The organism is Allobosea sp. P5_A5, from assembly GCF_056400625.1.
Genome location: NZ_JBFUKY010000005.1, coordinates 267,624 through 293,884, shown reverse-complemented (window position 1 = coordinate 293,884; position 26,261 = coordinate 267,624). Strand labels below are relative to the sequence as shown.

Below are 26,261 nucleotides of genomic sequence, written 5' to 3'. Positions count from 1 at the left end.
TCCTGAAGCCTTTTGGAAGTGATCATGTCGTCGGGCCTTTCCAATGATCGCGTCGTCCCTTTCCAGCGAGAGGAGGGGGGAGCCAATGAGCCGCGGGTCGAAGCGATGGCGCTTGCCGCGCCGCCGCCGCGCGCCACCTATCGCCTGCAGTTCCACAAGGGCTTCACCTTCGACAACGCCGCGGCGATCGTGCCCTATCTCGCCAAGCTCGGCGTCAGCCATGTCTACGCCTCGCCGCTGCAGACGGCTCGGCCCGGCTCGACACATGGCTACGACATCGTCGATCACACCGCGATCAATCCCGAGCTTGGCGGTGCGGAAGGCTTCCAGCGCCTGTCGGCAGCTCTCAAGGCGCATGATCTCGGCCTGATCCTGGATATCGTCCCCAATCATATGGGGATCGGCGGTGCCGACAATGCCTGGTGGCTGTCCGTCATCGAGTGGGGGCAACTCTCGCCTCAGGCCCCGGCTTTCGACATCGATTGGGAACGGCTCGCCGCGAACGGCAAGCTCGTCCTTCCTTTCCTCGGCAAGCGCTATGGCGAGGCGCTGGAAGAGGGTGAGTTGAAGCTGGCCTTCGACGAGGAGCAGGGCGGCTTCAGCATCTGGCATTTCGAGCACCGCTTCCCGATCACCCCGCTGAGCTACCCGGTCATCCTCGACAGGATGCTGATGCTGGCCGAGCCTTCGGAGCCGGCGTTTCGCGAGGCGCTAGCCATCTCGGCGCGGCTGCGGACGCTGTCGGAAGGCGAACCCAACGCCCAGACGGCCGGACTTTTCGAAGCCTGCGAGGATCTCAAGCAACGGCTGGCCGAAGCGGTTCGCTCCTCCGATCTCCTGAAAGAAGCACTCGCGCGCGCGATTGACCTGATCAACGGCGCGGTCGGCATTCCCGAGAGCTTCGACACGCTGCATCGCATCCTCGAGATGCAAAGCTATCGTCTGGCCTATTGGCGGGTGGCCACCAGCGAGATCAACTACCGGCGCTTTTTCGATATCAACACCTTGGCGGGTGTAAGGGTCGAGGATCCCGCGATCTTTCAGGCGACCCATGCGCTGATCTTCGCGCTCGTGCGCGAAGGCAAGGTGCAGGGTTTGCGCATCGACCATATCGACGGGCTGGCCGACCCGGACGGCTATGTCCACGCCTTGCAGGCGGAACTCGGTCCCGGTTTCTATATCCTCGCCGAGAAGATTCTTGGCCATGGCGAGACGCTTCGGCCATGGCCGATGTCGGGCACTACCGGCTATGATGTGCTCAACCTGATCGATGGCGTGCTTGTCGATCGGGCGGCGGAGAAGCCCATCGTCCGCGCCTATCGCGAGGCCACCGGGCAGGATGCGGGGTACGAGGACCGGCTCCGGCAGGCCAAGCGCGAGGTTCTGCAGGGCAGCTTCGCCAGCGAACTCGAAGGGGTGGTGTCCGATCTGGCGCGGATCGCGCTCGCCGACCGCCGCACGCGAGACTACACCCCACACGGCATTCGCCGGGTTCTGGTCGAGATCATCGAACGCTTCCCCGTCTATCGCAGCTATGTCGCTGGCGATGCGACACCGGAAGACCGCCAGCTCATTGAAGAGACGGTCGCAGCCGCCGCCGAAGCGAGCGCCTTGCCGGACCAGACCCTGCACCGCTTCATTGCGCGCGCGCTGCTCGGCGATATCGCCACGGATGAGGCCACCGGCGTATCGCCGGAGCATCTGGCCCGTTTTCGCCGCCGCTTCCAGCAATTGACCGGGCCGGTCACTGCGAAAAGCGTCGAAGACACGCTGTTCTATCGCTATGTCCCGCTGCTCGCGCTGAACGAGGTCGGCGGCGAGCCCGGCACCTTCGGTTTTTCTCCCGACGCGTTTCATGCTGCTAATGCCGAGCGCTACAGGTCCTGGCCGGATGCGATGATCGCGACCGCGACGCATGACACCAAACGGGGCGAGGATGGTCGCGCGCGCCTTCTGGCGCTGAGCGAAATCCCCGAGCGATGGAGCGAGCTAGCGCGGCTATGGCCGTCGTCGAGCCTGCAATGGGCCGCGGACGCGAATGCTCCCGATGCCAATGATCGCCATATGATCCTGCAGCAGTTGCTGGCGTCCTGGCCGATAGCCCTGCTCGAGGAGGACGACCGCGAGGAACTGACGGCCTTCCGCGACCGGATGCAGGGCTGGGTCGAGAAGGCCTTGCGCGAGGCCAAGCGTCATACGAGCTGGACCAATCCCCGCGAAGCCTACGAGACCGCCGCCAAGGACCTGATCGCGCGCCTGCTCGAGCCGGGAAGCCGCTTTCTTTCGCGCTTCCGGCCGTTGGCGCAGGAGCTGGCGAGCCGGGGCATGGTGAAAAGCCTGTCCCGTACCGTCTTGAAGCTGACGCTGCCCGGAGTGCCGGATCTGTATCAGGGCACCGAGTTCTGGGATTTTTCGCTGGTCGATCCCGATAATCGCCGCCCGGTCGATTATGCCATCGCGGAACAGGCGCTCGCCGGTGAAGGCTCGGTTAGCGCGTTGCTGGCCTCGTGGAAGGATGGGCGCATCAAGCAGTCCATCGTCAACAAGCTGCTTCTCGACCGGGCCGGCTCGCCGGAACTTTACGCCAAAGGAGATTATAGTCCGGTCGCCGTCGATGGACCACGTGGCGATGAGGTGCTCGCCTTCGAACGTTCCGAGGGCTCGCAGTCCCGCCTGATCCTGGTCGCACGACTGACCGGCGCCGAGCCGCAGAGCTGGACCATGCCCCTGGGCCGTCATTGGGATGGACTGAGCGTCAAGGCAGCGGGACACTGGCGCGATGTCCTGACCGGCGCCGAGTTCTCGATCGGCGATGACGGCATGGAGATCGCCGATATTCTGGCCGTCTTGCCGGTTGCCGTCCTCGAACGGCTGTGAGGACATCGCTCACGGAGCTAGCGCCGATGATCCGGCGCTAGAGATCTAGGCCGATCGCATCGCGGCCTTGGGAAACGGGCGCCTCCGATCAGCAAGCCCGTTTCTAGGCGACCGGCTCGCTGCCGACAAAAATGAGGGTCGCGAGCGGCGGCACAGCGATTTCGACCGAGGCGGGATGATCGCCCTCGACCGCGCCACCCGCATCAACACCGCCACTGTTTCCCATGCCCGATCCGCCATAATCGGCGGCGTCGCTGTTCAGGATCTCCTGCCAGTAACCGCTTTGAGGCACGCCGATCCGGTAGTTCCAGCGCGGAAGGGGCGTCATGTTGACGACCACGAGAACCGGCTTCTGGCCGGGAAGGCTGCGGACGAAGGCATAGACGCTGTTTTGCCAATCTCCCTCCACGACCCAACGGAATCCCTCCGGTCGGTCGTCGGTCGCATGCAGAGCCGGAACATCGCGGTAGGCCCGGTTGAGGTCTCCGACGAGCTTCTGGACACCATGGTGGCGCGGATCCTTCAACAGGTCCCAATCGATCTCGCCATCATGGTTCCACTCGCGGCGCTGCGCGATCTCGCCACCCATGAACAGCAGCTTCTTGCCGGGATGCGTCCACATGAAGCCGAGATACGCCCGAAGCCCGGCGAATTTCTGCCAGTCATCCCCTGGCATCTTTTCCAGAAGCGAGCCTTTCCCGTGCACGACTTCGTCATGCGAAAGCGGCAGCACGAAACGCTCCGAGAACGCATAGACCAGCCCGAAGGTCATCTCTTGGTGGTGATGGCGACGATGGATCGGATCGCGTTCGACATATTGCAGCGTGTCGTGCATCCAGCCCATGTTCCATTTGAACGAGAAGCCAAGCCCGCCTTCCGCGATGCTCCGCGTCACGCCAGGCCACGCGGTCGATTCTTCGGCGATGACGATCGCGCCGGGGTGACGCTCTGCGACCAGGCTGTTGAGCCGGCGCAGGAAATCGACCGATTCCAGGTTCTCGCGGCCGCCATGGATGTTCGGCACCCACTCTCCCGGCTGGCGGCTGTAGTCGCGATAAAGCATCGAGGCGACCGCATCGACGCGCAGACCATCGACGTGGAAATGCTCCAGCCAATGCAGCGCGCTGGCGAGCAGGAAGTTCGCGACCTCCCGCCGGCCGAGATTATAGATCAGCGTGTTCCAGTCCTTGTGGAACCCTTCGCGGGGATCCTCATGCTCGTAAAGCGCTGTGCCGTCGAACCGCGCCAGCCCGTGAGCGTCGGAGGGGAAATGGGCCGGTACCCAGTCGACGATCACGCCGATCCCCGCCGCATGGCAGGCATCGACGAAAAGCGCGAAGTCTTCGGGTTCGCCGAAGCGCCGCGTCGGGGCGAAGAGACCGAGCGGCTGGTACCCCCAGGATCCGGTGAAGGGATGCTCCGCGACCGGCAGGAGCTCGATATGCGTGAAGCCCATCGTTGTGGCATAGGGAACGAGCCTGCGCGCAAGCCCGCGCCAATCCGGAATTTCGCCCTCGGCCTCCCGCACCCAGGAGCCGGGATGCAGCTCATAGATCGAGATCGGCGCTTCAGGCCCCTGCTTCTGTCCGCGCCCGGCCATCCAATCCTGGTCGGTCCACTGATGCGAGGCATGACGGGGCACGATCGAGGCCATGCCGGGCGGCAGTTCGGCCGCCCGCGCCATCGGATCGGCCTTGTGCGGCAGCAGGTGGCCTTGCCCGTCGACCAGCTCGTATTTGTAAATTTCACCGCTGCCCAGGCGTGGAATGAACAGCTCCCAGACGCCGCTGTCGCCGCGTCGGCGCATCATGTGCCGCCGACCGTCCCAGGAATTGAAGTTGCCGACGACTGAAACGCGCCGCGCGTTCGGCGCCCAGACCGAGAAGCGCACGCCGCGCACGTCATCGATATCCGCCAGATGCGCGCCGAGCGCCTTCGCGAGCTCGAGATGGCTGCCTTCGCCGATCAGGTGCAGATCGAAATCGCCGAGCAGCGGACCGAACGCGTAGGGGTCTTCCATGACCTGGCGGCCGCCCGGCCAATCGATGGCGAGTTCGTAGCGGCCTTGTTCCAGATCGCCCACGAAAAGGCCGGCGGGCTCCATCGGACGCAGCCGCAGTTCATCGGTCGTGCCGGCCGCACGGACGGCAACGTTCACCGCGCCCGGCATGAAGACACGGAGAAAGCGACCGCGCGCCCCTTGATGAGCACCCAGCACGGCGAACGGATCGCCCAACCGCCCGGATGCGAGTGCGGCGCTCGTGTCCGCATCCAGCGGCGGGACACGGTCGATAGCGGCCTCGGTCATCCCTGATCCTTCCCCGGCAGCAACCTGTCCAGAAGCTGCGTCAATCCCGCCAGCGGCACCGCAAGCCAGTCGGGCCTGTTGCTGACCTCGTAGCCGACCTCGTAGGCCGCCTTTTCGATCATGAAGAGATCCAGCAACGCCGCCTCGTCATCGTTGTTGCCTTCGCGTCCGGCACCGGTCGCTTCTCGATAGGCTTCGACGAGAACGGCCGGCATCGTCTCGCGGAAGCTCTCGGCGAGCCGCTCGTAGCGTTCCTCCCGGCCGGTCGCGGCGCCAAGCCTCTTGCCGGCAGCCAGCGCATAATCGAGCGAGCGCAGGATACCGGCGACATCGCGCCAGCCGCTATCCTTGGCCCGGCGCTCCGCGAGCGGCTGGGCCGGCTCGCCCTCGAAATCGATGATCATCACGTCACCGCTCGCGACCAGAACCTGTCCAAGATGGAAGTCGCCATGGACACGGTGGAGCAGGCTCCCCTCTCCCTTCCGGCAGAGCTTCCCGACCAGCTCGATCAGTTCGTCCTGTCGTGCCAGAACGCTGTCCGCCATCGCCTGTTCGTCGGGCGAAAGGGCATCCCGATTGCCGCGAAGACCTTCATACGCCGTCTCGATGCGCCCGGTGATGCGCTGCAGCCAGCGTTTCACCTGCTTTCCGTCTGCCGGCAGCGGACGGAAAGCCTCGTCCGGGCTGTCCTGCGCCAGCACCAGATGCATTTCGCCAAGCCGGCGGCCAAGCGTCTGCGCGAAATTTTCGTAAATCGCCATCAGGTCCGGCAACTCGGCATCGGCCCGGGCCATCTCGTCCAGCGCGCGGCCGATATAGGACAGGGTCCACTCCCAGGCGTCGCCTTCACCGGGGATATAGGCCTGCACCACGGCCATTACCTCTTCCTCGCCCTCGGAGGGAACGTGGACGATCTCGCCGATCAGCGCCGGCGCATTGGCGAAGCCACGCTCTGTCAGAACGCGCGTCATCTCGGCTTCGGGATGCTGACCGGGCGCCAGCCGCCTGAACAGCTTCAGCATGAGCTTGTGGTCGATGATCGCCGACGAGTTCGACTGTTCGGCGGACAGCCAGCGCACCGGGTCGTCGGGCGAGATGGTGATGTCGTCGAAGGCCGGAGTGGGCCGGAAGGCCAGTTCGCCGGTTGTGCTTTTCACGGTGGCGCCGGCCTTGAGCAGCGCAAGCAGCTCATGGACGAAATCCGGCAGGGTAAAGGCGTCGGTGAGGAAGCCCATGCGGCGGCCGCGCCTGACGCGTGCCAGCGCCAGCTGCTGCGACAGGGCTGCAGGAGCCTGATCGTCCCAGCCGATGCCTAGCGGCAGAAGGTAACGATCCTTGCCCTTGCCATGCTCGGCCTCGACGGCGACGAGCGCCGTCTCGCGCCCCGCACCGAAGCGCGCGGTGAAGGCGACCTTCGCGCTGGCCAGAGGTTGGTCCTTGGTCGCGAACCATCGCCTCTTCACAAGATAGGGCGGCAGGATGCTCGTCTCGAATTCGCGCCGGTATTGCGGCGTGATCATCTCGTCGGGGCCACCCCTGAGCACGAACGTGACGTAATCCGGCAAGGGCTCGGGCGTCTGCGTATGCCAGGACGGCACCTGCGCATCCTTCGCCAGGACGAACCAATAGAAGCCGTAGGGCGGGAGGGTGATCAGATAGGTCAGCTGGCCGATCGCGGGGAAGATCGCGTTGCCCAGCATCTCGATCGGATGCTGGCCGGCGAATTCCGAGAGATCGAGCTCGAACGCCTGCGCCGAGCGCGACAGGTTGGCGACGCAGAGGATCGTTTCGCCCTCATATTCACGCAGATAGGCGAACGCCTTGCGGTTCTTCGGGTAGAGGAAGCGCAAACTGCCCCGGCCGAAGGCCTTGTGCTCCTTGCGCACGGCCAGGATGCGCCGCGTCCAGTTCAGCAGCGAGTGCGAATCTCGCGTCTGCGCTTCGACATTGACGGCCTCGAAGCCATAGAGCGCATCCATGACCGGCGGCAGCACGAGGCTCGCCGGGTCGGCCTTCGAGAAGCCGCCGTTCCGGTCGTGTGACCACTGCATCGGGGTACGCACGCCGTCGCGGTCGCCCAGGAAGATGTTGTCGCCCATCCCGAGCTCGTCGCCGTAATAGATCACGGGCGTGCCGGGCATCGAGAGCAGCAGGCTGTTCATCAGCTCGATGCGGCGGCGATCGCGCTCCAGCAAGGGCGCAAGCCGGCGGCGGATGCCGAGATTGATCCGCGCGCGCTTGTCCCGTGCGTAGAAGTTCCAGAGATAGTCCCGCTCCTTGTCGGTGACCATTTCCAGCGTGAGCTCGTCATGGTTCCGCAGGAAGATCGCCCACTGGCAGTTCTCAGGAATATCCGGCGTCTGCCGCATGATGTCGGTGATCGGGAAGCGGTCCTCCTGCGCGATCGCCATGTACATGCGCGGCATCAGCGGGAAGTGGAACGCCATGTGGCATTCGTCGCCGTCGCCGAAATAGGCCTGCGTGTCCTCCGGCCACATATTGGCCTCGGCCAGCAGCATGCGGTCGGGATAGGTCGCGTCCAGCTCCGCCCTGATCTGCTTCAGGATGTCGTGTGTCTCGGGCAGGTTCTCGTTGGAGGTGCCGTCCCGCTCAATCAAATAAGGCACCGCGTCGAGCCGAAGGCCATCCACCCCCATATCGAGCCAGAAGCGCATAACGCCGAGCACGGCTTTCAACACGGCGGGATTGTCGAAGTTCAGATCCGGTTGATGCGAATAAAACCGGTGCCAGAAATAGGCGCCGGCCGTCGCGTCCCAGGTCCAGTTCGAGCGCTCGGTATCGAGGAAGATGATCCGCGTGCCGGAATAGAGCTGGTCGTTGTCGGACCAGACATAGAAATTGCGATGCGCCGAGCCCGGCTTCGCCAGCCTTGCGCGCTGGAACCAGGGATGCTGGTCAGAGGTGTGATTGATGACAAGTTCGGTGATGACGCGCAGGCCGCGATCATGCGCCGCCTTGATGAAGCGCTTGACGTCCGAAGTGGTGCCGTAATCGGGGTGAACGGCCTTGTAGGCCGAGATGTCGTAGCCATCGTCCAGTCGCGGTGAAGGGTAGAACGGCAGCAGCCACAAGACGTTGACGCCCAGGCTGACGACATAGTCGAGCTTCGCCATGAGGCCGGGAAAGTCGCCGATGCCGTCGCCATTGGCATCGAAGAACGACTTCACATGCAGCTGATAGATGATCGCGTCTTTGTACCATTGCGGATCATGCGCATCCGCTTGCGGCGCGGCGATGATGGTCTCGGCGACGTCGTCAGTATCCGTTTGTGCAGTCATAGGCGGCTCTCTTCGGAAGACGCGATCCGCCAGATCGAGAAGGGCAGGGCGTGGGGATCAAGGGTGATGGTCTGTGTCTTGCCATGCCAGGCGAAACGGTGGCCGTGCATGAGATCCTCGACCGCGATGGAGGCGTCGTCGGTCAAGCCGAACTCCCAGAGCGGAACTTCGATCTGCGCCGAATGCGTCGCATGCGGGTCGAGGTTGACGGCGACGAGGATCATCTCGCCCGTCGGTTCGGCACGCTTTCCGAAATACAGGATGTTGTCATCCGAGGCTTTGTAGAAGGTGAGCCCGAGATGGCTCTGCAGGGCACGATGATCGCGCCGGATCGCATTGAGCTGCGTGATCTCGGCGACGATGTTGCCGGGCGCATTCCAGTCGCGAAGCCGGATCTGGTATTTTTCGCTGTCGAGATACTCTTCCTTGCCCTGGACCACCGGTGCCGCTTCGCACAACTCGAAGCCCGAATAGACGCCCCAGAGCCCCGACAGCGTCGCGGCGAGAGCGGCGCGGATCAGGAATCCCGGCCGGCCGGACTCATGCAGGAAGACAGGATTGATATCGGGCGTGTTCACGAAGAAGTGCGGCCGATACACATCGCGCGCTGGCGCGGTATTCAGCTCTATTAGATAGTCCGTCAGCTCGGCCTTCGTATTCCGCCAGGTGAAGTAGGTATAGGACTGGGAGAAGCCGACCTTGCCGAGCCTGTACATCACCTTCGGGCGCGTAAAAGCCTCGGCCAGGAACAGCACGCCGGGATCGCGCGAGCGGATGTCCGCGATCATCCATTCCCAGAACGGGAAGGGCTTCGTGTGTGGATTGTCGACCCGGAAGATCCGCACGCCCTGATCGACCCAGAACTGCACGGCGTCGCGCAAGGCGACCCACAGATCGGGGATCGCTCCTGGCCCATAGAAGTCGACATTGACGATGTCCTGGTACTTCTTCGGCGGATTTTCGGCATAGCGCATCGACCCGTCCGGCCGCCAGCTGAACCAATCCGGATGCTGGACGAGCCAGGGATGATCCGGCGAGCATTGGATCGCGAAATCGAGCGCGATCTCCAGCCCATGCTCACCTGCCGCCCTCACCAGCGCCAAGAAATCGTCGAGGCTGCCAAGCTCGGGGTGGATGGCGTCGTGTCCGCCTTCGGCCGCGCCGATGGCATAGGGGCTGCCGGGATCGTCGGCGCCGGCCACAAGGCTGTTGTTGGGGCCCTTGCGATTGGTCCGGCCGATCGGATGGATCGGCGGGAAATACAGCACGTCGAAGCCCATCGCCTGGATGGCTGGCAACCGGCCGATGACGTCCCGAAACGTCCCATGGCGGGAGGCGCTGTCGGTGATCGAGCGGGGAAACAGCTCATACCAGCTCGAGAACGCTGCAGCTTCGCGATCAGCCTCGATCGGATAGGTTTGCTCGACCGTCGTCGCGTGGATGCGCGGGTCGGCCCTTTCCGAGGCCAGTGCAAGTTCGTCTGCCAGCAGGACGGACGCGTCCTCGTCCGGCGAAGACCCCAGGCGGCTGAGATAGTCCTCGATCACGCCGCGATCGGTGGGCGCCGCGCCACTGGCAATCTTCTCAAGTAGTAGCCGGCCTTCGATGATCTCAAGGTGGATATCGACACCTGCATCGCGTTTCTTCGCCAGATCGCGCCGGAAGGTCCCGAATTCGCTCCACCAGGCCTGGAGGGCAAATTCGTGCCGGCCGATCCGCTCGACCAGAAATTCGCCCCGCCACCCATCGTTGATGAAATAGCGCATCGGCGCTCTCGACCATTCGCCGCTGTCCTGAGCCTGCCAGAGCAGCTCCGCGGCAAGCACCTCATGCCCGTCGGAGAAGATGTCGGCGGTCACCTCGACCAAATCTCCGACCGAGCGTTTGACCGGGAAACGTCCGCCATCGACAGCCGGCTGGATATTCTCGATCGCGATACGGTCGCGCTCGAGTTCAGAGCGTCCGGGAAGATCGTGCTGGGTCGGAAGGATCGCTTTGGACGCCTTGAGGTCGATCAGCGCCCCGCTTGCTGGAGGCAGCGATTGTTGATCGGCATCATCTACCGCAAGTGCGATACCGAACCGCGCCACCTCGCGGGCAGCAGCCAGCGGCATCTCGTTGACGGTATCGCGGTTCAACACGGCCAGTTGCGGGCCCGCACTGCTCTGCCGCAGCATCACAGCGGAATGCTCCCCGAGCTCGATAGGCCGAAGCGACCGCCGATCCCCGGCAGCTAATCGCGAGCACTGTTGGTTGATCTCGCGGATCGCATCGCGAAGATCGGTGGTGCCGCTGCGGGCGAGGCGGAAATCTTCAGCCGTCGCATGCAGAAACGGGGTCTCCATCCCGTATTCGAAGCCCATCGGCAAAAGCCAGCCATCGGCCAGAAGGGCGGCAGCCGCGCAAGCCGATTGAGCGCGCCGCATTGCATCGCCCGGGAGACGGGCCGGCCGGCGCGCCGCGAACGGGTTCTCCGGAAAGCCGAGAAGGCGAACATGCCGGGCGAGCGAATTATACTCGGTGGCGAGCCAAGGCGCTGCCCCATCCCACCAGGCGACGGAAGAGGTGACGAAGTCGAAGACCGCACTGGCTTCAGCCACCGCTTCGCGCGGAGCGCCCGGCATCCACGCCAAGGATTGAAGTCCAGGCTCTGCCTTGCAGGCCGGGCCGAGGATCTGTTCCCAAACGCTGACCGGAATCGACGTTGCCTCGGGACAATGCACGCCCGAAATGCCGAGTTTTTGCCATTCCAGGATCTGAGCGGACCAGAAGCCGGCAAAGGCCCGAGAGGTCTCGTCCTGCTCCAGCGCCGGCCTCAAACTGCCGGCCTGGTCGATAAACCGAGGGTCGAGCGCGTCCGTGCCGCTTTTTGTCCAGATGGTCGGGGTTGAGTGGGCGAGCTGCCCCTCAGTGGCAGCGCGCCCAACAGCGACGTCGATCCACAGTTCGAGCCCGGCCTTACGGCATGCGTCCGATAATTGCTGGAGCCGCTCATCGGCCGGTAGCCCAGCGATCTCCGTGATGCTCTGCGTCAGGAACAGGTCTTTGGGTGATCCGAAAGGCCATCCCAGAAGCAGAACGGAAAAGCCAAGGTCCGCGGCGTCTTGGGCCGCGTTATCCCAGCCTTCGGCCTCGGCGATCCACGGGTGCAGATAATAGACACGCGGCGGGCTCTTCGCCGACGGACTGCCGGTCGGATGGTCTGGATTCGGAAAACCTGTCGTCACGGCGAGCACCTGTTCTCCCATTCGAGGGAAGAACCTCCGCAGCGCTGACCGGTTCCGCCGGAGACTGCTTATAAATGTGGCTTCCGCGAAAGGGCCGGCGGAATGATGTAGCGGGGATCAGCGATACAAAATCGGCCGGAACAGGCGATATCATCCACGCGGATTGGCGCGTGATCTCAAGAAAAGCGGTGCTGCCACCGACTTAATCTTGGAATATTTGTTTGATCGCCTGCAGTATCGCGACAAGACTATTATGCGGCTTTGCGTAGCCAAGCTCCTTCGAATTCGGCGGTGGGCACCGGCCTGCCGAAAAGGTAGCCCTGTCCCTCCTGACAGCCGATGGATGCCAGCAGGGCGGCCACCGGTTCGGTTTCGATCCCCTCGGCGATCAGCGAGTGGCCGAGAGCCTTTCCAAGTTCGATCGTCGCCGCGACGATGGCTGCATTACCGCTGCCGGGCTCCAGTGTTCTCACGAAAGTCTGGTCGATCTTGATCGTATCCAGCGGAAAATCGCGGAGCGAGGTCAGGCTGCCATAGCCCGTCCCGAAATCGTCGAAGGCGATGTGCACCCCGATGACCTTCAGCGATGCGAGGATCGCACGGACCCTGCTTACATCGTCGAGAATGATGTCCTCCGTCACTTCCATTTCGAGCCATCGGGGGTGCAGCCCTGTGGCGGCCAGCAGTCGCGCCACATCCGGCGCGAGCGAACCCGTGCCAAATTGCGACTGAGAGAGATTGACGCCGACTCGCAGCGGCGTTCCCTGGTGTTGCCAGACGGCCGCCTGCCGGATAGCGGTCTCCAACACCCAGGCCGAAACACCGTCGGAGAGCGAGCTGGCATTGATCACAGGCATGAACTCGCCCGGCGAAACATAGCCGCGTTCAGGATGGCGCCATCGGATCAGCGCTTCGGCCCCGACGATGGCGCGCGTCCGCAGATCGACCTGTGGCTGATAGAACAGTTCGAACTCGTCGGCTGCCAGCGCCTGGCGCAATCTCGCTTCGAGGCTGACGCGCGTTTCGACGTCTGCCCGCATGGCTGCCACGAACGCCACAGGCGCATCCGCTTCCTGCCGCTGAGCGGCGGCGAGCGCGAAGCGGGCATTGCCCAGCCAGGTTTCCGCATCAGTGGCGTCTTGCGAGTCGGCATGGCCGAGGAAAAGCGGCATGCGGACGGCCCGGTCTTCGGCGGCCAGAGGCATGGCGCGAAACTCTTCGATGATCCCGGTCGCGAACGGCTCCCCATCCGCCTCTGTCGGGATAAGGATCGCGAACTCATCGCTTTCGCTGCGCGACAGGAAGATCCGATTGTCGAGCCGTGTCCGCAGCCGCGCGGTCGCCGAGCGGATAAGCGCGTCGGCGAAGCCTTGGCCTTCGAGGTCGCGCATGCGGCGAAACTGCGACAGGCTGGCGAGGATGAGCCGGTGGGACCGACCGTCCCGGATGGCCTCACTGAGGGCGGCGATCAGGCTGTTGCCATTGGGCAGATCGGCCACGGTGTCGTTCTCCGCGAGATAGCGGATGCGGGCTTGCTGGCGGCGGCGTTCCGAAATGTCGCGCAAGACAGCGCCATGCTGGCGGCCCGAGGGTGTCTCCCAGACCGACCAGCTGCATTCCAGCGGGAAGGTTTCGCCGTTGGCGCGTCGCCCAGTCTCCTCGACGACCTCGCCGTTCAGCGGAGCAAGCCGATGCGCGGCGGCAAGGCTTGCCGGGCCGCTCAGCAAGTCCACGAAAGGCCGGCCCTTCAGCTCCACTGCCCCGAAGCCGAAGATCCGGCTTGCGGCGTCGTTCGACATGGTGATCCGGCCTTCGTCGTCGAGGCAGACGAGGCCGTCGGACAACGACATCGCGACGTTGTGGAAGCGCTTTTCTGCCGCGAGCCCGAGAAGGCCGCGAATGTCGACCTCCTCGACGAGGGCGATCAGCGCATAGCCGAGCGCCGCCACATGCAGAAGCGAGGTGTCGATGGCGACGGGATAGACCGCCTGCAGCGCGATCGCTCCAGCCTCCGCCACAAAGGCCAGCGCCACGGCCGCCATGATCCGAGCCCGCGCCCGGCGCCGCCTCAACAACAGCGCCGCAAACAACGGCACCACAGCAAGCGCGGCCGAAAGCGTCCGCGATGTCGTCTGCAGGATACGCCCTTGCAGCATCGATTCTGCTGCGAGGACCTGCAGCAGCGCGCCGGGAATGATCTTGCCGCCCGGCACCACGAAACGGTCGCCAAGCTCGGCGGCCGTTCCCGCGACGATGATCTTCTTCTCTTGCAGCATCGAAGCTGCTGCGGGGTCGCCCCGCAGGATGTCGATATAGGATACGCCGCGTATCGCCGTCTCATCGATGCCGAAATCGATCCGGAACGCGTGAGCCTTGGGTTCGTGCGCACCAGCCAGCAGCGCGGCGATGGAGGGAATGAAGGGTCCGTCGATCATCGCTCCGAAATCGAAATCCCGGGCGACGCCGTCTGCGTCGGGGGTAACGTTGACGAGGCCGAGCCAAGAATCCGCCTCAAAAGCCGCGAGAGGTCGGTTGACGTAGCCCTGCTTCACGCCGCCCGCCTCGGCGGCGACCTGGCGAAAGATCGGCAGGATAACACTGCCGCCGGCCTGCTTGAGCGCCTCGGCGAAAACGCCGTCTTCGGCCTCGGTCGAGCGAGCGCTGAAATCGACGTCGAAGGCGATATCCGTGACGCCGATCGCGCCGAGCTTGCGGACGAGCTCGGCATGGAGCGAACGGGGCCAAGGCCACCGCCCGATCGCGGCGATCGAACGCGGATCGATCTCGACCAAGGCGATGGTGCCGGTCGGGGCGCGCTTCACGAGATGAAAGCGCGCGTCCAGCACCGTCTCCCGCAAGCGCGGATGGATCCCGGCCAGGATAACCGCCGCCACGGCGAGGACAGCAAAGAAATAGGGCCGCGATGCAAACAGCAGCGCGGCGGCCCAAGTGGCGCGCCTCACTGATGCATAGGAGGGCCGACTGGCCACGTCAGTGTTTTTTGCCGAGGCCCAAGGCCTTGCCGACGCCATTGCCGCCGTTCAGGCCGTAGGCATTGCCTCGCCCCCGATTGTCCACCAGGCCGCCGAGCCCGAGGTCATCCGCAAATTGGGCGATCACGCCCAATAATCCATTGCCAGTCCCCGGGCCACGACCAGCACCAGCAGCAGCGCCGGGACCCGCGGCAGGGCCAGCAGCGCCGGGACCGGCAGCAGGGCTCCGACCAGGCGCCGCGGGTCCATTACTGGAAGGGCCTGCCGGGTTTCCGCCGGGACCGACCGCATTGCCGGAGCCTCCCATCGGTCCGACCGCGTTCACAGCTGCGTTGGAAAGAATGATAACGCCCGTCGCAGGAGAAGGCGCGCTTGTGCCGGTCGTTCCTGCACCGGCAGCCGAGCCGCTTGCCGCGCCGATCGACGAGGAGGCGCCGCTGTTTTCGCTTTTCGCCGTGTTACCGCCATTGCTCGGTTGAAGCCGCCCAGCCCAGTCCTTCGGGTTGCCATTGCTACCGCTGTCGCTGCGGGCCATGCCATTCGTGACCTGCCGGATGTCGAGCCGCAACTCGCCAATCGGCGCGACGATGCGTGCGCCTCCGTTCGAAGACCGTTCGATGACCGGCTGTCCGGAGCCCGACGCGCTTGCCGAAGTCGTCGACGGGGCGCTGCGCAGCGGCACCGAATTACTGTCCGGCCGCAAGCCGCCGGCGGGAACGCGCAAGGGTTGGACACGGGGATTCTGGGGCGTACCTCGCAGCACCGAATCGAGCTGGCCACTGCCTCCCAGCCGCAAGCCGCTCGAAGCTCCAGCCGAGGAGCGAGCGAATTGCTGCGGATTGACCAGCGCATGGTCGCCCGACCGAAAATCGGTGACCTGAACCTGGCCGCGCACGACATCGACCTTCGTCTGGCCGCCCACGATGGTAACCTGGAAGCGGGTGCCCTTCACGACCGCTGCCAGATAGGGCGTCTCGACCTCGAAATGCTGGACGTTCCGCTTCTCGACATCGAGCATGATGCTGCCGGCCTGCTGGATGACGGTGGACAGGCCGGACCGACCCTCTTCCGGCAGGCTGATGGCGGAGTTCGGCGAGACGAGGATCGTCTCCTGGCCGCGCACCAGAAGGACACGTCCGTTCCGCCCTGTCCGAACCGAGTCTCCGGGGCGCAACTGCGTCTGCTGGCTCAGCGAGGCTTGCTGAGACGCCGAGCCGACCCAGGCTTCGCCAGAGCTTTTCGAGACGGTCCAGGCCGCATCCTGCGCCACAACCGATGTGACATGGACGCTCAACAGAGCGACCGCAGCGGCAAGCCAGAGCGAAAAGCGACCACTCATGCACTCATTCCTTGAGTCCGAAAGGCTCCATGCTGGAGCCCGTTGGTCGCACCTAAGCATCAAGCAATGAAGAGAAACTTAGCCCGCCTGCGTCGAACGGCGTTTCGGACTTACACTTCGTTAACCCTTCCTCTTCACTCCTCGTAAAGAATTCAACGGGGCGTGCGACTTTCGAATGTTTAAAGGCTTTCTTGTCCGAGGTTGCGCCATCGCGCTGCTCTGCGCGCCGCCGGTGCTCGCGGGTCCGGCCTCTGCGCAATCGCAGCCGCCCGCGACGCCGTTGCACCCTGCGCCGTCAAGCGTCGATAGCCAGGCGGAGCGCCGCGAGATCGACGAACGGCGCCAGCCGCTCGGACTTCCGGCGGTCGGTTCCTCGGCGGGGCCGCAGGACGAGAAGCCGCTGTTCCGGCTGAAACAAGTGCAGATTGAAGGCGCCTCTGCGCTGACCGCTGCGCAACTCTCGGACGCTTATGTCCCCTATCTCGACCGTGACCTGTCGGCGCAGGACCTTGCGGCGGTCGCGGCCGCGATCACGGCGCAATATCGCGCCGCCGGCTTTCACCTCAGCCGCGCCCTGATCCAGCCGCAAGACATGCGCTCTGGGACCTTGCGGGTCACGGTCGTCGAAGGCGTGATAGAGCAGGTCTCCATCTCGGGCGCCGGCGCCGCCTTCGGGCTGGAAGGCTTGCTCGATCCGCTGACGAGGGAGCACCCATCGCGGCTCGCGACGCTGGAGCGCCAGCTGCTTTTGATCAACGAGCGCCCTGGCGTCAAAGTCGTCGACACGACGCTCGACGAGACTTCGCCGGGCTCGGGCCGCTTCCGGCTCGGCGTGAAGACGGAGACGTGGCGGCTCTATGGCGCGGCCGGCATCGACAATATGGGCTCGGCTTCTTCCGGGCCCTGGCAGACCTCCGCCAGCGCGGCGCTGAATTCGATGCTGCTGCCGGGCGACAGCCTGACGATCAGCGGGTCCTTCGTTCCCGGCTCGCCGCGCGAGATGCGCTATGGCCGCATCGCCTACGACCTGCCGCTTGGTTCCGACAGCTGGCGCATCGGCGTCGCGGCGTCGCACAGCGAGATCTGGCCGGGCGATCTGAGGCGCTATCTCCGAGATCGCTCGGTCGCGGACACGGTCGAGGCCAGGCTCGCTTTCGCGCCTGTGCTGAGCCAGATGCAATCGCTGTGGCTGACGGCCTCGCTAGGGATCACGCGTGCTTCGGAGCGGGATTTCTTCGGCCCGCTTTTCGCTGACAGGATCGGCATCGCGAGCCTCGCTGCCGACTACAAGCTGCATCTGCGCGCCAGCAGCTGGACCTATGCGTCGGTGACGGTGCGCAAGGGGCTTGGCCTCATCGACAAGCAGGATGACAGCCAGGACTGGCTCTCCCGCTACGGCGCTTCTCCGCATTTCTCGCTGATCAACGGCTCGTTGACTCATTACGAAAACATCACCGACAACTGGTCGATCAAGCTGGCAGCCGGCGGTCAGTTGGCCTCCGGACCCCTGCTGAGCTCGCAGCAATATGCGTTGGGCGGCCTCTCTTTCGGCCGCGGTTTCGATGCCGGCTGGATTTCGGGCGACGATGCGCTCGCGGGATCCGCCGAGCTGCGTTACGACCGCTCGCTGTCGCTGCCGTTCCTGAAAGGCTATCAGCTGTTTACGTTCGTCGAGGGGGGCGCGGCGCGCATCAAGCTGCCAGGGCATGACCTTGATCAGAGCTTCGCATCGGTCGGCGCAGGGGTGCGTCTCTTCATCACCGAGGACCTCAACCTCGCCGTCGGCATCGCCAAGCCCGTCATGGTAAATTCGCCCTTCGAACCGCGCAGAGGCGCCCGCTTGCTCTTCTCCTTGTCCAATGTTCTGAGGCTTTGAAACGGAACGCTGCGAGGACCTTGTAGGTCCGGTTGGCGACGCGTAAGCCGCGTGGCGACGCCTTTCCGACGCTGCAGCTTCGAGTTTCCCTGCCGATGAACCTCCGACGCCACCCCCTTGTGATTGGCCTGCTGTCGGCCACCCTTGGTGTCGTCGGCTGCCTTGTGGTCGGCAATCTCCTGCCGGAACGGCAGGAGTTGCGAGAGCCGCTGCCGCATCACCTCGCATCCTCCGATGGGCAGCTCAGGACATCGATGGGAGCGCTCTTCGGCTCCGGTTATATCGCCGGAAACCGCGTTGAGACGCTGGTCAACGGCATGAGGATTTTCCCTTCGATGCTGCGCGCGATCCGGGAGGCGCGGCAAACGATCACCTTCGAGACCTACATCTACTGGCGCGGCGATGTCGCCGCCGAATTCGCTGAAGCGCTGGCCGCGAAAGCCCGTGAAGGAAAGAGCGTGAAAGTGCTGCTCGACTGGGTCGGCAGCATCCCGATGGACGAGGGCCTGATCAAGCGGATGCAGGATGCCGGGGTCGAGATCGTCCGGTTCCGCCCGGTCACTTGGTATACGCTCGATCGCCTCAACAATCGCACCCATAGGAAGATTCTGGTCGTCGACGGGCGCATCGGCTTTATCGGCGGCGTCGGTATTGCCGACGAATGGAACGGCGATGCCCGTTCTCCCCACGAATGGCGGGATAATCATTATCGCCTGGAGGGTCCGGCAGTCGCCGAGTTGCAAGCCGCCTTCGCCGAGCATTGGATCGAGGCGACCGGCGAATTGCTGCTGGGCGATCGCTTCTTTCCAGATATCGCCGCAGCGGGCGACTATGCGGCGCAAATCGTCATCAGTTCCACGCACCAGCGCAATGTCATGCACCTGATGCTGATGACGGCGCTCGCATCGGCGCAGAAGAACGTCCGCATCGCGACGCCGTATTTCGTTCCCGACGAACTCACCAGACGGCAGCTTCTCGATGCGCGCAGCCGGGGTGTCGAAGTCCAGATTCTGGTTCCCGGTGCCCAGACCGATGCCCGCGTCGTGCGGAAGGCATCCCGGCATCTCTGGGGCGAATTGCTTCAGGCCGGTGTGAAGATCAGCGATTACCAGCCAACATTCTTCCACGGCAAGCTCGTGGTGATCGACGATGTCTGGACCTCTGTCGGTTCCACCAACATCGACGATCGGGCTTTGCGCTTGAACGATGAGGCCAATGTTAATCTGTTCGACCAGCGCTTCGCCAGAGCCCAGATCACGGTCTTCGATAGGGATGTCGCGGCCTCTCGGCCCTACAGCCTGCAGGATTGGCAGAACCGCTCAGCCAGCGAAACCTTTTCGGACTGGCTCGCAAGCCTGACCCGCTCGCAGATTTGACGTATGACGAGGGTGAGGGGAGGGATCGCGGCCAGCTTCAGGCTGCGTTTGGTAGCCACTTGCATTCCGCTCGGGCAGGCTGGACGGGGAGCGTTGCCAGGCACCGGGCCGCCTCCGTCCGGCAGGTAACCTTCGGTTAGCCTTGATATGTTGATCGCCGAACATGCGGCGCGACAGCCGGGAGGACCTTCGATGAAGGCGGCGCAAGTTGGCGCGCGTCTGTCCGAGGTTTTCGAGGCCGAGGCTCCTGCCAGAAGTCACTCCAGTTCGAGATTTGCCATGCAGCTCAGCATCAAGACGAAGCTCTCGGCCGCGATCACGGCTCTGACGCTTTGCGTCATGGCAGTAGGCGCTTGCGGATTTGTGGCTTTGCGCTCCGTAACGGAGCGGATTGATCGCGTTGCGTTCGCGCCGGATACGCTGCGCCGCGTCCCGGCCGCCTCAATAGGTCGGCGGCGTAATGGCGCTCACGATCTCGCTTTGCTCCTGCGAGACGTTGCGGAAGCGGTGCGGCTCGCGGCTGTCGAAATAATAACCATCGCCGGGCTGCAGCACGGCCGTTCGGCCGGCCACCGTGACCTCGACCGAGCCGCGGATGACCAGCCCGCCTTCCTGCGCCGAATGTGAAAACGCCTCGCCGGTATCGGCGCCCGGCGCATAGGTCTCGTGGAGCATCAGCATCGAGCGGCTGGGGAAACCCGTCCCGATGACGCGGTAGGAGATCGCGTCCGGCCGACCGATTTCCGCCATATCCGCCGCGCGGCAGAACGGGATAGGCGGTGAAACGGCATGGAGATCGAGGAAAAAGCCGGATAACGTGGTGCCGAGAGCGTCGAGCACCGCATGCAGCGTGTCGAGCGACGGGCTGATCATGTCGCGCTCGATCAGCGAGATCGAGGAATGCGACACGCCCGAGCGAAGCGCCACGGCGCGGACCGTCAGCTTCCGGCGCTGCCGTAACTCCTTCATGCGATCGCCGATCTTCATCCCGTCTCCTCGCGCACCGCCCGGCTGCCATCAAAGCGCGGCTGGTGATTATCTTCAACAGCGACGCTGGGCCGCTTGCGCCAAGTCGTCGCGAACGGGAAGCTCTGGGTCCATTCTGTCGACCGGAAGAGCCTCATGTCCAATTTCGCCCCCGCCCTGGAAGCCGGCATCACGCGCATCAAGGCGCCTGGCCGCAGCGCCTGGAGCGACAACAGCCCGGTCGAGGCGACGGTCAAGACCGTGCTGGACGCGGTCCGGCAGGAGGGCGATGCCGCCGTGAGGCGCTACGCCCGGGAGTTCGACAAGCTCGACATCGATGCGTTCGAGGTGACGGCCGCCGAGCGGACCGCAGCCCTCGACGGCATGGACCATCAGACACGCGCCGACACCGAATTCGCCATCGAGCGGGTCCGGGCCTTTGCCGACGCGCAACGCCAGACCCTGCTGCCGCTCGAGATCGAAGCGTTGCCGGGGCTGCATCTCGGGCATCGCATCATCCCGATCGCGCGCATCGGCGCCTATGTTCCCGGCGGGCGGTATCCGCTGCTGTCGGCGCCGATCATGACCATCGTGCCCGCCAAGGTCGCCGGCTGCGACGAGGTCGTGGCCTGCCTGCCGCCCGGAGCCCATCCCGCGATGATCGCCGGCTGCCACCTCTCGGGCGCCGACCGCATCTTCCGCATCGGCGGCGCGCAGGCGATCGCCGCAATGGCGTTCGGTACGGAAACCGTTCCGGCCGTCGACAAGATCGTCGGCCCGGGCAATGCCTATGTAAACGAGGCCAAGCGGCAGGTCTTCGGACTGGTCGGCATCGACCAGCTCGCCGGGCCGAGCGAGATTTTCGTCGTCGCGGACGAGACCGGTGATGCCGTCACGATCGCGGTCGACCTGCTGGCGCAGGCAGAGCACGATGTCCGCACCCGCGTCGGGCTGATCACGACGGATCGCGACCTTGCGGAAAAGGTGCTCGTCGAGGTCGAGCGCCAGCTCGGCAATCTCTCGACGGCACCGGTGGCCGCCGCTGCCTGGCGCGATTACGGCGAGATCGTCGTCTGCGCCGACGAGGCGACGATGCTGGCCTATTCCGATCATATCGCGGCCGAGCATCTCGAGGTTCACACCCGGGATGCCAAGGCGACGGCCGCCAAGCTGCGCAACTACGGTTCGATCTTCATCGGCGTCGCCGCGAGCGTGGTCTATTCCGACAAATGCTGCGGCACGAACCACACTCTGCCGACCATGGCTGCCGGCCGCTATACCGGCGGCCTCTGGGTGGGCTCCTATCTCAAGACCTGCACCCATCAATGGCTTGATGAGCGTGGCGTCGCGGCGGTCGCCCCGCCGGCCATGCGCCAGAGTGCCAGCGAGGGCCTGGAGGGCCATCGCCGCGCCGCTGCGCTTCGCTTGGCGCCCGCGCAATTGTTGAGCGAGATCGGGGCCTGATCGGCAATAAGATTTCCGTAGCGTGAGGCTGCGAAGCGAGGTCCAATAAGGACAAGGGACCGGCATTCCGCGAGGGGCGGAGCAGCCGGATCGGCACGGGAGAATATGACGATGTCTTTGAAGACTCTTTTCGCGAGCACCGCGCTCGCCGCCGGCTTGACGCTGGCGGGACTGGGCGCGGCGGCTGCCCGTGACCTAACCGTCGTGTCCTGGGGCGGCAACTACCAGGACGCGCAGCGCAAGATCTATTTCAAGCCCTTCGCCGACAAGACCGGCAAGCCGGTGCTGGACGAATCCTGGGATGGCGGCGTCGGCGTGCTCCAGGCCAAGGTCAAGGCGGGGACGCCGAACTGGGACGCTGTTCAGGTCGAGGCGGACGAACTTGCGATCGGCTGCGCCGATGGCCTTTACGAGAAGCTCGACTGGACCAAGCTCGGCGGCAAGGACAAGTACCTTCCGAGCGCCGTGAGCGATTGCGGCGTCGGCGCCATCGTCTGGTCGACGATGCTGTCCTATGATTCCGACAAGCTGAAGACCGCGCCGACCTCTTGGGCCGACTTCTGGGACACCAAGAAGTTTCCCGGCAAGCGCGCTCTGCGCCGGGGCCCGAAATACGCGCTCGAATTCGCCCTGATGGCTGACGGCGTGGCTCCCAAGGACGTCTACAAGACGCTGCGCGACAAGGGTGGCGTCGATCGCGCCTTCAAGAAGCTGGACGAGATCAAGGGCGACATCGTCTGGTGGGAATCCGGAGCGCAGCCGCTGCAGCTGCTGAAGTCCGGCCAGGTCGTGATGACCTCGGCCTATAACGGCCGCATCAGCGGCATCAACAAGACCGAGGGCACCAAGTTCAAGACGGTGTGGCCGGGCAGCGTCTACGCGGTCGACAGCTGGGTGATCCTGAAGGGCAGCCCCAACAAGGACCAGGCGATGGACTTCATCGCCTTCGCCAGCCTGCCGGAAAACCAGTCGAAGCTGCCGCAGGACATCGCCTATGGCCTGCCCAACAACGCCGCCGCCGCCGCCGTGCCGGCGGATCTGGCCGCCGATCTGCCGACCGCGCCGAAGAACCTCGAAAACGCGATCGCGATCGACGTCGACTACTGGAACGACAACATCGAGGACCTGACCAAGCGCTTCAACGCCTGGGTCGGCAAGTAAGCCGCAAACATCGGCAAGGGCCGGCGGCGAAAGCCGTCGGCTCTTGCCGCATGCGGACTTCATCCTCGTTCGGCTCCAAGCCCCGCGATGCAAAGAGCGGCTGGTCCAGCGCGGATTGCCCGGATCTTGCTTCGCCGCAAGCGCATGAGCGCCGCTCTGCCAGATATCGAAAGCCCACCGCCTTGCAAGATCCGAATCCGTTCATTCATTTCAAGGCGATCAGCAAGGTCTTCGGGGCCGTTACCGTCGTCGATGCGCTCGACTTCCACGTCGCGCGGGGCGAGTTCGTCAGCCTTCTCGGGCCGTCCGGCTCGGGCAAGACGACGCTCTTGATGATGCTGGCCGGCTTCGAGACGCCATCGGGCGGGAGCATCCATGTCGACGGCCGTCGCGTGGAGCACCTGCCGCCGCACAAGCGCGAGATGGGCGTGGTCTTCCAAAACTACGCGCTGTTTCCGCATATGACGATCGCCGAGAATGTCGGCTTTCCGCTCAGGATGCGCGGCGTCGGTCGTGCCGAGCGTGACGCCAGGGTGAAGCGCGCGCTCGATCTCGTGCGGCTCAGCCACCTCGCCGATCGCAAGCCCTCTCAGCTCTCCGGCGGCCAGCAGCAGCGCATCGCGCTCTCCCGCGCGCTCGTCTACGAGCCCAAGGTGGTCCTGATGGACGAGCCTTTGAGCGCGCTCGACAAGCAATTGCGCGAGCACATGCAGCTCGAAATCCGCGCCCTGCATCGCGACCTCGGCCTGACCGTGATCTTCGTCACGCACGACCAGGGCGAGGCGCTGACGATGTCGGATCGCGTCGCGGTGCTGAACCACGGCAAGATCGAGCAGTTCGACACGCCGTCCGACCTCTACGATCGCCCGAAAACCCGCTTCGTTGCGGAGTTCATCGGGGAAACCAATTTGCTGGCGGGCCGTGTCTCGCAGCGTGCTGGTGAGGCGGCGACCGTGATGCTGACCGCTGGCGGCAACGTAAGTTGCGACAGGCCAGGCGCGTTCGAGACCGGGCGCGACGTCATGGTCTCGGTCCGGCCCGAAATGCTCCACCTCGTCCAGGACCAGAGCGCGCAGAATGCGCTGCCCGTGACGGTCCAGGACCATGTCTATCACGGCGACCATATTCGCCTGCACCTCGCCCATGGCGGCAACACGCTGGTCGCGCGTGCCGGTCGCCGCGACGCCGCCCCGCCGATCGGCAGCCATGCCTTCGCGAGTTTCGCTTCCGGCGACTGCGCGCTGGTGGCGCCATGAGCGCGCGCCTCAAGGCCCTGCTGCTCGTCACGCCTTTGCTTGTCTTTCTCGGATTTTTCTTTCTCTGGCCGCTTTGGATGATGATCGCGACGGCTGTGCAGGGAGGCACGGTGCGGCTCGCATTCCCGGAAACCGCGACCGCGATCGCGACATGGGACGGGACCAGCGCTCCCCCGACAGTGCTCCAGAACGCTCTCATCCGCGACCTCAAGGCGGAACAGCCGCAGGAACGCTTCGGCGATGCCGTGCGCACGCTGAACAGCCAGCAGGCCGGCTTCCGGACCTTGCTGCCGCGCACCGCGCGTGTCCTGCGCGAGGCCGGCGCGGGCGCCGCCGACGACCTCGCGACCATTGATCCGCGCTGGAGCGATCAGGGTTACTGGCTCGCTCTGAAAAGCAGCATGCCGGCCTATACGGACGCCAATCTACTCGCCGCCGTCGACCTGAAGCGCAACGATGCTGCGCAGATCGAGCCGGTCGCGCCCGATTTCGCCGTTAATCGCGCGATCATGCTGCGGACCTTCACCATCGCGGCGCAGGTCACGCTGCTCTGTGCCGCGATCGGCCTGCCCTTCGCCATGCTGGCGGCGAGCCTGAGCGGCTGGAAGCGCAATGCGCTGCTCGTCGCCGTGCTGCTGCCGCTCTGGACGTCGCTGCTGGTGCGCACCGCAGCCTGGCTGATCCTGCTGCAGGATGGCGGGCTCATCAACCAGACGCTGCGCGCGATCGGGCTGATCGATGCGCCGCTTTCGCTGATCTACAATCGCACCGGCGTGCTGATCGCGATGACGCATGTGCTGCTGCCGCTGATGGTGCTGCCGATCTATGCCAGCCTGATCGCGATTCCGCGCAACCTGATGCCGGCGGCGGCCGCGCTCGGCGCCGCGCCGCTGCAGGCGTTCAGGCATGTCCTGTTGCCGCTCGCGATGCCGGGACTGCTCTCGGGCTCGCTACTCGTCTTCATGGTGGCGCTGGGGTATTATATCACGCCGGCTCTGACGGGCGGGGCGGGCGACCAGATGATCAGCTCGATCATCGCCTTTTACGCGACCGGAACCGCGAACTGGGGCATGGCGGGCGCGCTCGGCCTGTTCCTGCTGCTGCCCACGACGGTGCTCTATGTCGTCTACAGCCGGCTTTCGCGCACTCCGCTGGTGCAGACATGAGCGCGGTGTCGGTTCGCACGGGCGGCACGGCCTTCAATGCGCTGCGCCTGGCTTTCGGCACTCTGGTCGTCGGCTTCCTGCTGCTGCCGCTGGTCGCGATCCTGCCACTGGCCTTCACTGACAGCGTCTTCCTCGTCTATCCGATCAGCGGGCCTTCGCTGCGCTGGTTCGGGGCATTGGCGGAGAGCCAGGCCTGGACGCGCGCGATCGTCAATTCGGTGATCATCGGTACGGGCGCGACGTTGCTGGCGACGGTGATCGGAACGCTGGCGGCGCTCGGTCTCAGGCGCGAGCTTCTCCCTTTTTCCGGGCTCCTGCGCTCGGTCTTCCTGCTGCCGATGGTCGTGCCGGCGGTGGTGCTCGGTGTCGGCATGCAGATCCTCTACGCGCGCATGGGGTTGGCTTCGAGCTATCTCGGCGTGATCATCGCCCACGCCGTGCTGTGCGTGCCTTTCGTGCTTGTCAACGTCGCGAGTTCGCTGGCGGCGATGGACCCGGCGCTGGAACGGGCGGCGGCGAGCCTCGGCGCCTCGCCGGTGCACACGTTTCGGAACGTGACCCTGCCCCTCGCCATGCCCGGCATCCTGACCGGCGCGGTCTTCGCCTTTGCGACCTCGCTGGACGAAGTCGTGATCACGCTGTTCGTCGCCGGACCCAACCAGACGACGCTCGCTCGCCGGATGTTTTCCTCCCTGCGCGAGAACATCAGCCCCGCGATCGCGGCAGCCGCCCTCATCATCATGATCCTGACCTTCGTGCTGCTGCTGGCCGTGAAGGGCGCCTCGCTCGCGCAAGCATTCCGGAAACGCCGGCAGGCCGAGCCGAGCTGACCCCTGCTTCGCCCCATCGGTGAAGCCCCTGGCTCGATTTCGATCAAGGCGCAGGCCCGGTCGGCAGAAATATAGGCGGCGCAGGACGGATTCGGGGCAGACGGAATTCTCGCGGGCGCTTAG

The 26,261-nt window shown here is 64.8% G+C and carries 13 protein-coding genes and 1 pseudogene; 8 read left to right on the top strand and 6 right to left on the bottom strand.

Annotated elements, in window-relative coordinates:
* Positions 1-90 precede the first annotated feature (90 nt).
* Positions 91-2,877, top strand: a pseudogene (gene treY, locus AC1DR6_RS12940) (malto-oligosyltrehalose synthase); the annotation flags it as partial.
* Between the two features lie 103 nt (positions 2,878-2,980).
* On the opposite strand, the gene glgB reads toward treY, so the two are convergent.
* The 5 genes from glgB to AC1DR6_RS12915 all read right to left on the bottom strand — a co-directional run bounded on the left by glgB (position 2,981) and on the right by AC1DR6_RS12915 (position 16,043).
* Positions 2,981-5,185, bottom strand: a complete 2,205-nt coding sequence (glgB, locus tag AC1DR6_RS12935; RefSeq protein ID WP_476829643.1) for a 1,4-alpha-glucan branching protein GlgB — start codon at positions 5,183-5,185, stop codon at positions 2,981-2,983.
* Positions 5,182-8,484: a maltose alpha-D-glucosyltransferase gene (treS, locus tag AC1DR6_RS12930; protein WP_476829642.1), complete on the bottom strand. Its 3,303-nt coding sequence runs from the start codon at positions 8,482-8,484 to the stop codon at positions 5,182-5,184. The genes glgB and treS overlap by 4 nt, the downstream gene beginning before the upstream one ends.
* Positions 8,481-11,711: an alpha-1,4-glucan--maltose-1-phosphate maltosyltransferase gene (locus AC1DR6_RS12925; RefSeq protein ID WP_476829641.1), complete on the bottom strand. Its 3,231-nt coding sequence runs from the start codon at positions 11,709-11,711 to the stop codon at positions 8,481-8,483. The genes treS and AC1DR6_RS12925 overlap by 4 nt, the downstream gene beginning before the upstream one ends.
* 251 nt (positions 11,712-11,962) lie before the next feature.
* Positions 11,963-14,701 (bottom strand): EAL domain-containing protein, encoded by a 2,739-nt coding sequence (locus tag AC1DR6_RS12920; RefSeq protein WP_476829640.1) that lies wholly within the window; start codon positions 14,699-14,701, stop codon positions 11,963-11,965.
* A gap of 1 nt (position 14,702) precedes the next feature.
* The gene (locus AC1DR6_RS12915; RefSeq protein WP_476829639.1) at positions 14,703-16,043 is read right to left on the bottom strand and encodes a FecR domain-containing protein; all 1,341 of its coding nucleotides are present in this window, start codon (positions 16,041-16,043) and stop codon (positions 14,703-14,705) included.
* A 175-nt stretch (positions 16,044-16,218) separates the two neighbouring features.
* On the opposite strand from AC1DR6_RS12915, the gene AC1DR6_RS12910 reads away from it, so the two are divergent.
* Positions 16,219-17,919 carry a ShlB/FhaC/HecB family hemolysin secretion/activation protein gene (locus AC1DR6_RS12910; protein WP_476829638.1) on the top strand — a complete coding sequence of 567 codons (1,701 nt, stop codon included), beginning with the start codon at positions 16,219-16,221 and terminating at the stop codon, positions 17,917-17,919.
* A 95-nt stretch (positions 17,920-18,014) separates the two neighbouring features.
* Complete coding sequence (locus AC1DR6_RS12905; protein ID WP_476829637.1) at positions 18,015-19,295, top strand: phospholipase D-like domain-containing protein; 1,281 nt, start codon at positions 18,015-18,017, stop codon at positions 19,293-19,295.
* Positions 19,296-19,736: 441 nt separating this feature from the next.
* Here AC1DR6_RS12905 and AC1DR6_RS12900 read toward each other — a convergent pair whose 3' ends face one another.
* The gene (locus AC1DR6_RS12900) at positions 19,737-20,282 is read right to left on the bottom strand and encodes a cupin domain-containing protein (protein WP_476829636.1); all 546 of its coding nucleotides are present in this window, start codon (positions 20,280-20,282) and stop codon (positions 19,737-19,739) included.
* 135 nt (positions 20,283-20,417) lie between these two features.
* On the opposite strand from AC1DR6_RS12900, the gene hisD reads away from it, so the two are divergent.
* The 5 genes from hisD to AC1DR6_RS12875 all read left to right on the top strand — a co-directional run bounded on the left by hisD (position 20,418) and on the right by AC1DR6_RS12875 (position 26,138).
* Complete coding sequence (gene hisD, locus AC1DR6_RS12895; RefSeq protein WP_476829635.1) at positions 20,418-21,725, top strand: histidinol dehydrogenase; 1,308 nt, start codon at positions 20,418-20,420, stop codon at positions 21,723-21,725.
* 111 nt (positions 21,726-21,836) lie between these two features.
* Positions 21,837-22,886, top strand: a complete 1,050-nt coding sequence (locus tag AC1DR6_RS12890; protein WP_476829634.1) for an ABC transporter substrate-binding protein — start codon at positions 21,837-21,839, stop codon at positions 22,884-22,886.
* Between the two features lie 182 nt (positions 22,887-23,068).
* On the top strand, positions 23,069-24,142 hold the full coding sequence (locus AC1DR6_RS12885) for an ABC transporter ATP-binding protein (RefSeq protein ID WP_476829633.1): 1,074 nt from the start codon (positions 23,069-23,071) through the stop codon (positions 24,140-24,142).
* Positions 24,139-25,308 carry an ABC transporter permease gene (locus AC1DR6_RS12880; protein WP_476829632.1) on the top strand — a complete coding sequence of 390 codons (1,170 nt, stop codon included), beginning with the start codon at positions 24,139-24,141 and terminating at the stop codon, positions 25,306-25,308. The genes AC1DR6_RS12885 and AC1DR6_RS12880 overlap by 4 nt, the downstream gene beginning before the upstream one ends.
* A complete protein-coding gene (locus tag AC1DR6_RS12875; RefSeq protein ID WP_476829631.1) occupies positions 25,305-26,138 on the top strand; it encodes an ABC transporter permease in 834 nt (277 codons plus the stop codon). The genes AC1DR6_RS12880 and AC1DR6_RS12875 overlap by 4 nt, the downstream gene beginning before the upstream one ends.
* The last annotated feature ends 123 nt before the right edge of the window (positions 26,139-26,261 follow it).

Excerpts from the sequence above, each read along its gene's own strand:
- glgB (WP_476829643.1), bottom strand. The coding sequence starts at position 5,185 with ATGACCGAGGCCGCTATCGACCGTGTCCCGCCGCTGGATGCGGACACG.
- treS (WP_476829642.1), bottom strand. The coding sequence starts at position 8,484 with ATGACTGCACAAACGGATACTGACGACGTCGCCGAGACCATCATCGCC.
- AC1DR6_RS12915 (WP_476829639.1), bottom strand. The coding sequence starts at position 16,043 with ATGAGTGGTCGCTTTTCGCTCTGGCTTGCCGCTGCGGTCGCTCTGTTG.
- AC1DR6_RS12910 (WP_476829638.1), top strand. The coding sequence starts at position 16,219 with ATGTTTAAAGGCTTTCTTGTCCGAGGTTGCGCCATCGCGCTGCTCTGC.
- AC1DR6_RS12905 (WP_476829637.1), top strand. The coding sequence starts at position 18,015 with ATGAACCTCCGACGCCACCCCCTTGTGATTGGCCTGCTGTCGGCCACC.
- AC1DR6_RS12900 (WP_476829636.1), bottom strand. The coding sequence starts at position 20,282 with ATGAAGATCGGCGATCGCATGAAGGAGTTACGGCAGCGCCGGAAGCTG.
- hisD (WP_476829635.1), top strand. The coding sequence starts at position 20,418 with ATGTCCAATTTCGCCCCCGCCCTGGAAGCCGGCATCACGCGCATCAAG.
- AC1DR6_RS12890 (WP_476829634.1), top strand. The coding sequence starts at position 21,837 with ATGTCTTTGAAGACTCTTTTCGCGAGCACCGCGCTCGCCGCCGGCTTG.
- AC1DR6_RS12880 (WP_476829632.1), top strand. The coding sequence starts at position 24,139 with ATGAGCGCGCGCCTCAAGGCCCTGCTGCTCGTCACGCCTTTGCTTGTC.
- AC1DR6_RS12875 (WP_476829631.1), top strand. The coding sequence starts at position 25,305 with ATGAGCGCGGTGTCGGTTCGCACGGGCGGCACGGCCTTCAATGCGCTG.